This window comes from Pseudarthrobacter sp. AL07, assembly GCF_029960665.1.
Taxonomy (GTDB): Bacteria; Actinomycetota; Actinomycetes; order Actinomycetales; family Micrococcaceae; genus Arthrobacter.
Map to the genome: position 1 here is coordinate 60,324 of NZ_JASBRB010000011.1, position 13,594 is coordinate 73,917.

7 protein-coding genes are annotated in these 13,594 nt (G+C 64.2%); 3 read left to right on the forward strand and 4 right to left on the reverse strand.

All coding sequences use genetic code 11. The features are described from left to right. Positions 1 to 41: 41 nt before the first annotated feature. A complete protein-coding gene (gene glpK / locus QK290_RS10970; protein WP_282330691.1) occupies positions 42 to 1,556 on the forward strand; it encodes a glycerol kinase GlpK in 1,515 nt (504 codons plus the stop codon). Positions 1,557 to 1,635: 79 nt separating this feature from the next. On the opposite strand, the gene QK290_RS10975 is transcribed toward glpK, so the two are convergent. The 4 genes from QK290_RS10975 to QK290_RS10990 are packed head-to-tail and all read right to left on the reverse strand — an operon-like array spanning position 1,636 to position 9,345. Continuing rightward, on the reverse strand, positions 1,636 to 2,538 hold the full coding sequence (locus QK290_RS10975) for a hypothetical protein (protein ID WP_282330692.1): 903 nt from the start codon (positions 2,536 to 2,538) through the stop codon (positions 1,636 to 1,638). A 33-nt stretch (positions 2,539 to 2,571) separates the two neighbouring features. Continuing rightward, positions 2,572 to 5,715: an efflux RND transporter permease subunit gene (locus QK290_RS10980; RefSeq protein WP_282330693.1), complete on the reverse strand. Its 3,144-nt coding sequence runs from the start codon at positions 5,713 to 5,715 to the stop codon at positions 2,572 to 2,574. Position 5,716: 1 nt separating this feature from the next. Further along, entirely contained in the window at positions 5,717 to 6,172 is a 456-nt protein-coding gene (locus tag QK290_RS10985; RefSeq protein WP_282330694.1) for a hypothetical protein, read from the reverse strand. Beyond that, positions 6,169 to 9,345 carry an efflux RND transporter permease subunit gene (locus QK290_RS10990; RefSeq protein ID WP_282330695.1) on the reverse strand — a complete coding sequence of 1,059 codons (3,177 nt, stop codon included), beginning with the start codon at positions 9,343 to 9,345 and terminating at the stop codon, positions 6,169 to 6,171. The genes QK290_RS10985 and QK290_RS10990 overlap by 4 nt, the downstream gene beginning before the upstream one ends. 605 nt (positions 9,346 to 9,950) lie before the next feature. Here QK290_RS10990 and leuS point away from each other — a divergent pair. Both leuS and QK290_RS11000 read left to right on the forward strand, forming a co-directional pair. Continuing rightward, the gene (leuS, locus tag QK290_RS10995) at positions 9,951 to 12,482 is read left to right on the forward strand and encodes a leucine--tRNA ligase (RefSeq protein ID WP_282330696.1); all 2,532 of its coding nucleotides are present in this window, start codon (positions 9,951 to 9,953) and stop codon (positions 12,480 to 12,482) included. Between the two features lie 57 nt (positions 12,483 to 12,539). Next, positions 12,540 to 13,565 (forward strand): DegV family protein, encoded by a 1,026-nt coding sequence (locus QK290_RS11000; protein WP_282330697.1) that lies wholly within the window; start codon positions 12,540 to 12,542, stop codon positions 13,563 to 13,565. The last annotated feature ends 29 nt before the right edge of the window (positions 13,566 to 13,594 follow it).

Below are 13,594 nucleotides of genomic sequence, written 5' to 3' on the forward strand. Positions count from 1 at the left end.
ACCATTTCAAACGCACACGAAATACAGACAAGGACGTCATCATGAACCAGTATGTAATCGCCATCGATCAGGGCACCACCAGCAGCCGCGCCATCGTCTTCGACCACAGTGGCAGCATCGTCTCCAGCGGCCAGCTGGAACACGAGCAGATATTTCCGCAGGCCGGCTGGGTGGAGCACGATCCCGCTGAGATCTGGAACAACACCCGCGAAGTCATCGGCACCGCACTGTCGAAGGCAAACCTGACCCGCCACGACATCGCCGCCGTCGGCATCACCAACCAGCGTGAAACGGCGGTTGTCTGGGACAAAACAACCGGCAAGGCCGTCTACAACGCCATTGTCTGGCAGGACACGCGCACCCAGTCGATCGTTGATGAGCTGGCAAAAGACGGTGGAGTGGAGCGCTTTAAGGACAAGGTGGGGCTGCCGCTGGCCACCTACTTCTCGGGTACAAAGATCAAGTGGATCCTGGACAACGTCGAAGGAGCGCGGGAAAAAGCCGAAGCAGGCGACCTCGTGTTCGGCAACACTGACTGCTGGGTGCTCTGGAATTTGACCGGCGGCGTCGACGGCGGTGTCCATGTCACCGACGTGACCAACGCTTCGCGGACCCTGTTTATGGATCTTGAGACGCTCGCCTGGGACCAGGACATCCTGGCCGCCTTTGGCGTTCCGGCCTCCATGATGCCGGTAATCAAGTCCTCCTCCGAGGTCTACGGCACCGTGCATACGTCGCAACTCCTGCGCGAAGTGCCTGTTTCCGGCATCCTGGGTGACCAGCAGGCGGCCACGTTCGGCCAGGCGGCATTCGAAGCAGGTGAAGCCAAAAACACGTACGGCACCGGCTGCTTCCTGATCTTCAACACCGGCGAGGAGATCGTTCACTCGAAGAACGGACTGCTCACCACGGTCGGGTACAAGCTCGGAGACGCCCCCACGCACTATGCGCTGGAAGGTTCCATCGCGGTCACCGGTTCGCTGATCCAGTGGCTCCGGGACAATCTCGGCATGATCAGCAGCGCGCCGGAAGTGGAAACGCTGGCGGCGGCCGTTGAGGACAACGGCGGCGTCTACATCGTGCCGGCGTTCTCGGGGCTCTTTGCCCCGTACTGGCGTTCGGATGCCCGCGGCGCCATTGTGGGCCTGACTCGGTTCGTCAACAAGAACCACATCGCCCGGGCGGCGCTGGAGGCCACGGCGTTCCAGACCCGCGAGGTACTGGACGCAGTCAATGCTGACTCCGGCGTTCCGCTCACGGAGTTGAAGGTCGACGGCGGCATGGTGGCCAACGACGCTCTGATGCAGTTCCAGGCGGACATCCTGGGCGTGCCGGTGATCCGTCCGAAAGTGGTGGAGACGACCGCGCTGGGCGCCGCCTACGCAGCCGGCCTCGCCGTCGGCTTCTGGAAGGACCTTGGCGAGTGCTCAGCCAACTGGGCCGAGGACAAGCGGTGGGAGCCGCAAATGGATCAGGCCGAGCAGGACCGGCAGTTGCGCCTCTGGAAGAAGGCCGTGACGAAGTCCATGGATTGGGTCGACGAGGACGTGCGCTAAGCACTCCGAACCGGTCTCCGGACAGCAACAAACAGGGAGGGTGGCCCGAGGAGCGCCGCCCTCCCTGGTCTTGTCCGGGTCAGGGTCCGTCGAGTTCAGCCGGCGGTGTCTTCGCATAGACGCTCCTGCTGACCGTGTATGCCCGCTCGTCCAGTTCCAGCGCTTGGGTGTTGACGGCCGCGAGCTGCGCGGCGCCCAGCTTCTTCACTGTCACCAGGTCCATGAATTCCTGATCGGGACCGCCGACGGCGGTGACTTTCACCAGCCCTGTTCCGGCTGAGTAGAACTTCCGCTGATGTCCTGCCTCAGGCGGTTCCAGCGGGTTGTATTCATCGATCACCAGTACATCGTCGTAGCAGCCAGTCGGGACGCAGACGTGCTGGTTTTTCTTGAACACTGTCCCGCAGTCAAGGAAGTCAACCTTGGGGGCATAGGCCTGGACATAGTCCGGCGTGCCGGTCCGGGGCCTGGCCTGCATGGCGATGCCGGCCCGGGCCTTGGCAAGCCCGCTGATGAAAGTGCTGGGCGCACCAACGAACTCGCCGGTTTCGTATTCCTCCGGATATTCGCCGAAGAGCCAGACCGTTCCCTTTCCAGTCTGCGCAAAGAAGGCCAGCTCGGATTCCACCAGTTCGCCGTCCGAGTAGTCGCGGTCCCACAGGACACGGGTCTTGACGCCGTCGATTACCTTGGTCAGCCCGGTGACTGTATGCACGACGGTCCGTCTGCTGGTCCCTTCGGCAGAGGTCACGGTCCCCGTCGTCGTGTACTGCATGCCGGGCTTGAGCGGGAACCACTTGTTATCGATCCGGGGCGTTGCCTGGAAATCCGAACGGTCAAAATTGATCGCGGAGCCTGGCCCGCAGAGTTCCGGGGACGGTGGTGCGGCAGCCGCCGTCTCTGCCGACATCACCGTCAGCGATCCGAAGGCCAGCAGTAATGCGGAACCGTACGCCGTGAACTTATGTGCTCGAAAAACCATCTCACGTGCCTTTCATACTCGTGGGGGATCTGCCTAAACCGCAGGGGCGGGCTGCAACTTGTGTGACCCGTGCCGGCGGCCGTGGCCGCCTTTGGCGAAACGCAGGTACAGCGAAGGGACGATGAACAGGTTGACCAGCGTTGATGTGACCAGCCCGCCCAGGATCACCACAGCCATGGGATGCTCGATCTCGTGGCCCGGGATGTTCCCCATCACCACCAGCGGCACCAAGGCCAAGGCAGTAGCGAGTGTGGTCATGAGGATCGGCGACAAGCGCTCGGAAGCCCCCCGAAGCACCAGCGCAGGTCCGAAGGGCATGCCCTCGAACTGTTCCAGGTGCTGGCAGTGGTTGATGAGCAGGATGCCGTTGCGTGCCGCGATCCCCATGAGGGTCAGGAAGCCCACCAGCGACCCGAGGGACAGGATTCCGCCGCTGAGGTGTGCGGCGATCACCCCGCCCACGAGTGCCACCGGCAACGTCAGGATGGCCAGGGTGGCCAGCCGCCAGCTCCTGAAAGCAGCCTGCAGGAGGAGGTAGACGATGATCAGTGCGCCAATCGAGTAGAGCAGCAGCCGTTGCGATGCGGACTGGCGCTCGGCGTACTCGCCGAGAACCACCGCGCTGTAGCCGACCGGGAACTGGATGGTTTCCATGCCGGACTTGAGCTTCTCCACCACCTTCGCCAGATCGCCTTCCTTGACGTTGGCGCTGACATCGATGCGCCTGGATCCCTCTGAACGCTCAATGACGTTGGGGGTGGGCTTCACCGAAACCTTGGCCACATCAGCCATCCGGATTTTCGTCCCCGACGGCGTATCCAGGACGAGCTTCTCGATGCTTGTGACGCTCGTCCGGCTCTCCGGGGCGCTCCATACCTGGACATCGTAGGCTTTCCCGTCCCGGTATACGTCGCCTACCTCTTCGCCGGCTACCATCGTGGCTGCGGCGCGGCGCACATCGCCGGGCTTCAGCCCGTAGCGGTTGGCGGCTTCCAGGTCCACCTCCACATCTATCTGCGGAATGTTGGCCTGGAGGGCAACCTTGGCGCCGATGGCTCCTGCCGTGCCGGCAAGGATTTCCTTGATCTTGTCTGCCTCCTGGCGGAGTATCGCAAGATCGTCGCCATAGACGCGGACGACGACGGCGTAGCCGGTTCCGGTGAGTACCTCGCGGATGCGTTCCTTGAGGTAGGTCTGCACGTCGCGTTGGATTCCGGGGTAGCCTTCAACGACGGTCTGGACTGACGCCAGGGTTTCGTCGTAGTCGACGCCGGGGTCAACGCTGATCCAGTTTTCACCGAAGTTGACCCCCACCACCTCGTCGGCAGCGAATGCCTGGCCGATGTGGGAGCCGCAATTGTTCACTCCGGGAATGGTCATGAGTTCGTTGCAGGCCAGTTGGCTGACACGGACTTCTTCGGCGTTCGACGTGCCGGGCTGCGTGACCCAGTGCATCAGGAAGTCCCGTTCCTTGAAGGAAGGCAGCAGGGACTGGCCCAACAGCGGAGCCGCCACGATGCCGATGACGCCCACGGCTGCCAGGGTCAGGTAACCGGGGACAGGACGGCGGACAATGGGCCGGAGCGCGTTGGCGTACCAACGCTTCAGAACCCTGACCACGGGCGGATCCCGGTCCTCCAGCTTGGCATTTCGCAGGAAGATGTATGCCATGGCTGGCGTGACCGTCAGCGCCACGAGCATCGACGCGAACACTGCCAGGGTGTAGGAGGTTGCCAGTGGCCGGAAGAACGCTCCCGTGAGTCCGTCGAGGAAGAAGATCGGAACCGTCGCGGCGACGATGATCAGCGTGGCGTAGACGATTGGCCCGCGGACTTCAAGGGAAGCGTTGACCACTACCCTGGCCGTGCTGCCGGTGCCACCGGTGGCCCGGTGGTGCCGGAGGCGCCTGACGATGTTTTCGACGTCGATGATGGCATCGTCCACTACCACCCCGACGGCAATCACCAACCCGGCAAGCACCATCGTGTTTACGGTGCCGCCGGTCCAGTAGAGCACCAGGGCTGCCGCCAGCAGCGACAACGGGATGGCCATGACGCTGACCAGGGCGGTCCGCCACTGGAACAGGAAGACACTCAACACCATGATGACCAGCAGGCAGCCAAGGAGCAGCGCAATGCCCAGGTTCCCCAGGGACTCCTCAATGAACGTGGCCGGACGGAAGATGGTGGTGTCCACGGCAATACCGGTCAGGCCGGGCTCGAGCTGCTTTAACGCCTCTTCCACCCCGCGGGTCACTTCGAGGGTGTTGCCCCACGGCAGCTTTTCCACGATCAGCATCAGGCCCGGACCGCCGTTGATGACGGCGTCACCGATCAGCTGCTGATGATCTTCCACCACGTTTGCCACGTCGCTCAGCTTGAGCGGGGGCAGTCCCTCCCGGTCCTCGAGGGCGACTTTGGCCAGGTCCTCAGGGGACGTGATGGGTTGGACATGCCGGATCCCCATGGACTGGCTGGGCGTGTCCAGGGAACCGCCGGTGCCGATCAGGGCGCCGGAGGAATACTTGAGCAGGCCGGCGTCCAGAGCGTTGGCGGTGGAACTCATCACCGTTTCGAGGCTGACTTTGTTGGCTGCCAGCCTGGCCGGATCGGCCTGGACCTGGAGCATCTGGAGGCGTTCGCCCCAGATGGCGACGTTGGCTACGCCAGGAACGCGGAGCAGGTGGGCCCTGACGTTCCAGTAGGAAATCATCGACATCTCGATCAGGGACCGCGTATCCGAGGACAGCCCGATCTTCATCACCCGGCTGGTGGAGGAGAGCGGCTGCAGCATCAACGGCGGCGCTGCCCAGGTGGGCAGGGTGGGAATGACCGTCGCCATCCGCTCGGACACCAGTTGCCGTGCGGTCAGCAGATCCGTGCCGTTCTCGAATTCCATTACGATCGAGGACAGCTGCGGTACGGACTTGGACCGCATGTGGTGGAGGCCGTCGATGCCGTTGAAGGCTTGCTCCATGGGTACCGACACGAGTTCCTCCACCTCGGCGGCGGTAAGTCCCAGGCAGGCTGTCTGGACCTCGACCTTCGGTGGTGCGAATTCGGGGAACACGTCCACTGAGGCGCTGCTGAGCTGGGTGCCGCCCACGATCATCAGCGCCGCGGCCATGGCGATGACGATCGATCTGAACCTTAGGCTGGCCGCGACGATGCGCCGCATGTCATTTGCCCGTGTTGAACTCGGCGCCGAACAGCTCCGCCGCGGCTACGGTTACCACTGGCGTTCCCACGGCTGGGCCGACACTGGCTGTGACCGCGCCCGCTTCGACTTTGGTCACCGTGACGGCCTGGCGCTCGTACAGCAGTGGCTCTGGGTTGGTGTAGACCCAGGTCTTCCCCTGCGCGTCGTACAGCAGCGCTGCGTAAGGGAACATGATGCCTGCGCCGCCCGAACCCGGTTTGACCGTGTCCGTAAGCAGCTCCAGCCGTTCAATCGCCCGCTGGCTCAGCGTGATGCGTGCGATGCCGGTGGTGGCATTCTTTTCCACCGTGGCAGCCGCTTCAGATGCGGTTTCTGCCATGGCTGAGGGTTGAGCACAGGCGGGCAGTGAAAACAGCAGTACTGCGCAGACAGCGGCCGCCACTGGCAGGCGCCGCAGGGGCTTTTGGCTGGTCATGATACTTCCACCTTTTCCGGCATAACGGGGGCGACTGGAACTTCCGATTCGTAGACTTCGGACCACTCTTCCGGCTCGGCGCGGGGACCGAACCAGAGTGTGAGCAGTGGGAGCACAAAGAGCCCCACTAGCGTTGTGGTTACGAGGCCGCCGGCAATGATCAGCAGCATGGGTAGCATCAACGCATTGCCTACCGTGCCGCCGAGGAAGGCGGGCGGTATCAGCACGAGGAACGTAATGAGGGCGGATTTCAGGATCGGCGATATCCGGTCCCGGGCCGCCGTCATGACCACGTCAGTGCGTGACATCTGTTCGGACTCCCGCCAGAGCTCGTCAACACGCGCGGACAGGAGTGTCGCGTTGCGTGCAGCGATCGCCAGGACGGCAGCAAACGCGGTCATGGACAGCCAGGACAAGGATGCCGCCCCGATCCATGCGGCGACCGCTGCTCCCGCCATCGCGGCGGGAAGCGTCAGGAGGACGGCGAGGGCCAGGTTCCAGCTCCGCACTGCTGTCTGAAGCAGAAGCAGCACAGCCAGGATGGCCGCGATTCCGAGTCCATGAACCAGGGTGTCTGCGGCCTGCAGTTGGCTGTATTTCGTGGGGATCTCGGCGTGGTATTCGAGCGGGAACTGGATTTTTTGGATGGCCGCCTCGATATCCCGCTGGATATCTGCCAGCGGGCGTCCGCTGACGTCAGCCACGACGTCGATCCGCCGCGAGGTGGCATCGTGCTGGATAACAACTTCGTTGGGGACCATGCGAACGTCGGCGACCTGGCCCAGTTGGACGTGGCCGCCGTTAGGAGCATCCAGGAGCAGCTCACGGATGCTGGTCAGGTCATCCCGGACACCAACCGCGCCGCGCACAACCACTTCGAACACCTTCTGCTCCTCAAAGAGGTTCCCCACGACGATGCCCTGCATCAGGGTCGCAGCGGCGCGCCTCGCGTCACCGGGCTTGATGCCGAACTTTTGGGCCGCTTCGAGATTGACCTCGACCTCTACGATCGGGGTCATGTCCGTAGCGTCGATGGCCGGGTTGTTCACACCGTCAATCTTCTGAAGGGCCTGGCGGACCTCCTCTGCCTTTTCACGCAGCACCGGCATTTCCGTTCCGTAGACCCGGACCGCAAAGCCCGGCTCCAGGCTGGAGCGCATGTCGCCGACTGTCTGTTGCGAGTAGTTCAGCACGTTGTGCCCGATGCCGGGGTAGCCCTGCACCACGTCCCGTACCGCCTGCTCCGTTTCGCCGAAGTTGGCGTCCGGTGCGATCGACACCCACAGCTCAGCAGAGCTGTTGCCGACCACTTGATCCGCAGAGATGGCGCGTCCCACATGCCCGCCGACTCCCGAAATTCCCGGGAGCGCCCTGAGTTCATCGGAGGCCAGGGCAGCGATCCGCCGGACTTCGTCATTGGAAGTCCCGGCCATGGTGTCCCACTGCACCAACAGGGTCCTGTCGGGCATGGCGGGAACGAGCGGCCGGTTTCCTGCCAGCTGCGAGCCGGCTGCGACGCCAAAGATCCCCACGACCACGACGGCCACGATCGCCAGGGACTTCCGGGAGTTGACCCCGCCCAGTGCTCGGTTGTAGTGCGCCTTCCCACGTCCGACGGCGGGAAGTTCCCTGTCGGTCGCGGTCTTGGACGGAAGGAGGAAAAACGCCAATACCGGTGTGACGGACAAGCCTACGATCAGGGCGGCGGCCAGCGTCAGGGCCAACGACCAGAAAAGCGGTGAAAAGAACGAGCCGCCTAGTCCAGTCACGAAGAGCGTCGGAACGAGGACAACCACCATCATCAGCGATGCGTGGAACAGCGGTGTGCGGACCCCGCGGACGATGTAGCTGCTGCGCGACCTCGGGGTAGCCTCGGGGTCCGTCGCCTCGCGGACAGCGCGCCGTCGTCGGTGGGCCTGAACGTCTTCCACGATGTCGCCCACAATCACGGACGAGCCGAGCAGAACGCCCATCAGGATAGTGATGTTAAGGGTTGCGTTTTGGGCGATCAGCACCGCCGCCGCCGTCATCACCGTAGTGGCGATGGCCACGAGTGCAATCACGGCGGCCCGCCAGGAACGGAAGAGCAGCCAGAACAGGGCTACCGCGATGAGGAGGCTGATCAGCAGCGCCAGGCTGAGGCTGTTGAGGGAGTCCTGGACGCCGGTTGCTGGCCGGAAAACGGACGTATCGATCTGGACCCCTGTGAGGCCGGGCTCCATGTCCTTCAGCGCCGCCTCAACGTTCTGGGTGACCGCCAGGGCGCTGGTGCCAGGGAACTTTTCGATGACCAGCATCAGGCCAGCGTCGGCCCCGACAACGGCGTCGCCGATCAGCGGCTGGTGGTCTTCCTTGACCTGGGCAATGTCGCCCAGGAGCAACGGCGGGTCCGTGTCCTCCACGCTGACCTTGGCCAGGTCGGCCGGGGTGCGGATGGGAAGGACGTGCTGGATGCCAAGGCGCTGGTTGGGCGACTCCACGAAACCGCCGGTCCCGGGCGTCGAAGCCTCCAGGAAGCTCAACGGCGAAACCCAGACCGCATTGCCTGTGGTCTTGATCAGCTGCTCAAGGGTGACGCCTTTGTCGCGCAGCTGCGTCGGAGTGACCTCAACCTGCAGCTGCTGTTCGCGCTGGCCCCAGATGGACACGTTCGCCACGCCTGGGATACCGATCAGCCGCGGCTTGATTTTCCATCTGGCCAGGACCGACATTTCAATGCCGGAGAGCTCTTTGGAGTTCATCCTGACCATCAGCACGCGGCTGGTGGAGGACATGGGCTGCATGATCAGCGGCGGCGATGAGACGTTAGGCAGCGCGTGCGCCTGCGTCATCCGTTCCGCGACCAACTGGCGTGCGCGCAGAAGGTCCGTGCCCGGCTCGAAGACAAGTTCGATGGACGACAGCCCCGGGACGGATTTCGAGCGGATCTCGTCCAGCCAGGCCACCCCGTTGAGGAGGTCTGCTTCCATCGGTGCGGTAATAAGCTGCTCAACTTCAACCGCGGAGAGCCCTAGGGCCTCAGTTTGTATCTCGACCTGTGCGGGGGCGAACTCCGGCATCGTGTCCACGGCCATATGTGGAACGTTCACGATGCCAAAAGTTATAAGGCCCGCCGCGAGGGCGAGAACCAAAATTCGGAACTGCATGCTGAACCGGGTAACCCAGCCAAACATGGTCAGTTCCTCGCTAATTCTTCGCCGGGGTGAAGGGCGGATTCTTCAGTCCATCACAACGTTGTGCGGGACATAAACGCCAAGAATACATGTCAGGCTCCTCGACCTGAGACCGTCTAGTTTCCCCACAGACTTGACATCACTGTGGACCGGTTCACCCCCTTTGGCAAGGGTAGAATCTACCTAATGGAGCCGCCCCGTTGCAGGGTTCTCTTTGGCGAGGAGATCTGGGCTACCTAATGGGCCCGGCGGCATTGTCCATTTCGACGGGTGCCGGCACTGGCCACGAGGATCCCGCCGGTTTGAAACTGGAGAAATCCTCGGGGCCCTCGACCACCCGCACGCGCCCCTGCGCCCGGCCCGGACTGGCGCGTTCCCTTAGCCTGGGCCTGCCCACCTGCAGTGGGTAGGCTAAAGTAGTCCTATGCGTGCGATCCTTCTGCTTAGCTAGCCGCCCGGTGTCCGGAATCAACCGGAATGCCGTGCGGCTGCCCCTCCATGGAGAGGGGCTTTTGTGTGTCCGGGCACGTTTGACGGGCGGGCAGCAGAGGGGATCAGACCGTTGTGGCAGTACCGATGCCACAACAGAACAGAAGAGGGCAGCAGTGAGCGTTCAGCCGGAGACAGAGACCGGAACAGCAGCAGTGGCGGCGGAAACACCCGAAGAGGGTGCCTACAGCTTCGCGGCGATGGAGGCCAAGTGGCCGCAGGTGTGGGAAGACCTTAAGGTTTTCACGCCTGTGGATGATGGTTCCCGCGAACGCCGCTACGTGCTGGACATGTTCCCGTACCCCTCGGGTGACCTGCACATGGGCCACGCCGAGGCTTTTGCCATGGGCGATGTTGTGGCCCGGTACCTGCGGCAAAAGGGCTTCGACGTCCTGCATCCGATCGGCTGGGACTCCTTCGGCCTGCCGGCGGAAAACGCCGCCATCAAGCGCAACGCCCACCCGAGCGAGTGGACCTACGCCAACATCGACACCCAGGCGGCGTCGTTCAAGCGTTACGCGATCTCCGCGGACTGGTCCCGGCGGGTGCACACCTCGGACCCCGAGTACTACCGCTGGACCCAATGGCTGTTCAAGCGCTTCTACGAGCGGGGCCTGGCATACCGCAAGGACTCTCCAGTCAACTGGTGCCCCAAGGACCAGACTGTCCTGGCCAATGAACAGGTGGTCAACGGTGCCTGCGAACGCTGCGGCACCCCCGTCACCAAGAAGTCCCTCAACCAGTGGTACTTCAAGATCACCGAGTACGCTGACCGGCTGCTCGATGACATGGACGAGCTGCGCGGCCACTGGCCCGAGCGGGTTCTGGCGATGCAGAAGAACTGGATCGGCCGCTCCGAAGGTGCCCACGTCAACTTTGTGATCGAAGCCGAAGGCGGCAAGCCCGCCAAGGACGTCACGGTCTTCACCACCCGCCCGGACACGCTGTACGGCGCCACGTTCTTTGTTGTCGCAGCCGACGCGCCGATCGCCGTCGAACTCGTCACCGAGGAGCACGCTGCCGGCCTGGACGCCTACCGCGAACAGGTCAAGGCGCTGACCGAAATCGAACGCCAGTCCACCGAACGCGAAAAAACCGGTGTCTTCACCGGCCGCTACGCCGTCAACCCGCTGAACGGCGAAAAGCTGCCGGTCTGGGCCGCTGACTACGTCCTGGCCGACTACGGCACCGGCGCCATCATGGCCGTCCCCGCCCATGACCAGCGCGACCTCGACTTTGCCACGACGTTCGACCTGCCCGTCCGCGCCGTGCTTGACACCGGTGAGGAGGACCCCACCGTTTCCGGCAAGGCCACCTCCGGCGAGGGCACCCTGATCAACTCTGGCATCCTCGATGGGCTGCCGAAGGCAGAAGCCATCCCCGCTGCCATCGGCATCCTCGAGGAGCAGGGCACCGGCGAGAAGTTCGTCAACTTCCGCCTGCGTGACTGGCTGCTGAGCCGCCAGCGGTTCTGGGGCACGCCCATCCCGATCATCCACTGCCCTTCCTGCGGCGAGGTTCCCGTTCCTGACGAGCAGCTGCCTGTCAGGCTGCCGGCTGACCTGCGCGGCGAAGACTTGTCCCCGAAGGGCACGTCACCGCTGGCCGCCGCGGAAGCCTGGGTCAATGTCGACTGTCCCAATTGCCACGGGCCGGCAAAGCGCGATACCGACACCATGGACACGTTTGTGGACTCATCCTGGTACTTCCTGCGGTTCGTCTCACCGCAGTACACCGAAGGCCCGTTCGATCCGGCGAAGATCAACGAGTGGATGCCCGTGGGCCAGTATGTGGGCGGCGTCGAGCACGCCATCCTGCACCTGCTGTACGCCCGGTTCTTCACCAAGGTCATCCACGACCTCGGCATGATCGACGCCGACGAACCGTTCAGCGCGCTGCTGAACCAGGGCCAGGTCCTCAACGGGGGCAAGGCCATGAGCAAGTCGCTGGGCAACGGTGTAGACCTCAGCGAGCAGCTGGACAAGTACGGCGTGGACGCCGTGCGCCTCACCATGATCTTCGCGTCCCCGCCGGAGGACGACGTCGACTGGGCGGACGTTTCGCCGTCGGGCTCTGCAAAGTTCCTGGCCCGCGCCTGGCGGCTGGCGCAGGACGTCACGAGCGAGCCCGGTGCCGACGTGAGCGCCGGTGACCGTGCCTTGCGCTCCGTCACGCACCGCACCATCGCGGACGCCGCCGCGCTGCTGGACACTAACAAGTTCAACGTGGTGGTGGCCAAGCTCATGGAGCTGGTCAACGCAACACGCAAAACCATAGATGCAGCCGCTGGTGCCGGCGGCGCGGATCCCGCCGTCCGGGAGGCGGCGGAAACCGTTGCCGTCATCCTGAGCCTCTTCGCGCCGTACACGGCGGAAGACATGTGGAACGTCCTGGGCCATCCCGCGTCCGTGGCGAACGCCGGCTGGCCGGTACACGACGAAGCGCTGCTGGTCCAGGAGACCGTCACCGCGGTGGTCCAGGTCCAAGGCAAAGTCCGTGACCGCGTCGAAGTCTCGCCGGGGATCGGCGAAGACGAACTGCGGGAACTGGCCCTGGCCAGTGAAAACGTCCAGCGCGCGCTTGACGGCCGCGGCATCCGCACGGTGATCGTGCGAGCGCCTAAACTGGTCAACATCGTCCCGGCCTAGCCCGGGACACCGGCCGCCGGTTCCAACTGGCGGCCGGTCCTAGACCAGGAGGCGCTCTTGCCCGACCGTGACGCCGCTGCCTGGCTTTGGCTCCGGGAGCGTCTGGCTGCCCTCCGTCCCGCACCGCGCCCTGGCACGCAACCGTCGCCAGTCCCGGTGGCGCCCGCCGTCGTCGTCCGTACCGCAGTGGTTACCGACTCTGCCTCCGCACTGCCGCCCGACTGGGTGCGTTCGTGCGCCGGCGACGGACGGCTGACTGTCATCCCGATGCCCGTTATGGTGGGCGCGGAAATCTACGGCGAGGGCGAAGACGAGATCACCGAAACCATTGCGCTGGCACTCGCCAGCGGCACATCGGTCAAGACGTCCCGCCCGTCACCGGGACAGTTTGAACAGGTCTTCCTGGCCGCTGAACGACTGGGCTACGAAAGCGTGGTCTCCATTCACATCTCCGGAGGCTTGTCCGGGACCGCGGATGCGGCGAGGCTCGCGGCCACCCGGGTTGCAATCCCGGTGGAAGTCCTCGACTCCTCCACCGTGGGCATGGCTCTGGGCATGGGTGTGCAGGCCGCGGTGGCGGCAGCCGCGGCAGGCAGCGACACCACAGCCGTAGCAGCCGCGGCGGCGGCGCAGTTCGCGCGCACCAAGGTCTATTTCTACGTGCCCAGCCTTGAACAGCTCCGCCGGGGCGGGCGGATCGGCGCGGCAGCGTCGCTGTTGGGGACCATGTTCGCCATCAAACCCATCCTGGCCGTCGACGACGGAAAGATCATACCGCTGGAAAAGGTCAGATCGGCAGTCAAGGCTGTGGCCCGCCTCCAGGAGTTGGCCACCGCGGACGCCGCATCGCGCCCCCATGGCCAGGCCCGCCTTGCCGTCCACCACTTCGGTAATCCGGCCGAGGCAGAAGCTTTGGCAGCACGGCTGTCCGCCGCCTTGCCCAGCTGCCCGCCGGCCCAGATCAGCTCCCTGCCAGCCGTCCTGGCAGCCCACGCCGGGCTTGGCGTGCTCGCGGTGATCGTGGGGGAGAACGGCCCAACTGTGCGGAACTCGGAGCCGGAGCTCCCCGCAGTTTCCACATAGCGGTTTCCACATAGGTGCAGCCGGGACTG

Coding starts and splice junctions, on each gene's coding strand:
- QK290_RS10980 (WP_282330693.1), bottom strand. CDS start 5,715: ATGCGGCGCATCGTCGCGGCCAGCCTAAGGTTCAGATCGATCGTCATC.
- QK290_RS10985 (WP_282330694.1), bottom strand. CDS start 6,172: ATGACCAGCCAAAAGCCCCTGCGGCGCCTGCCAGTGGCGGCCGCTGTC.
- QK290_RS10975 (WP_282330692.1), bottom strand. CDS start 2,538: ATGGTTTTTCGAGCACATAAGTTCACGGCGTACGGTTCCGCATTACTG.
- QK290_RS10990 (WP_282330695.1), bottom strand. CDS start 9,345: ATGTTTGGCTGGGTTACCCGGTTCAGCATGCAGTTCCGAATTTTGGTT.
- glpK (WP_282330691.1), top strand. CDS start 42: ATGAACCAGTATGTAATCGCCATCGATCAGGGCACCACCAGCAGCCGC.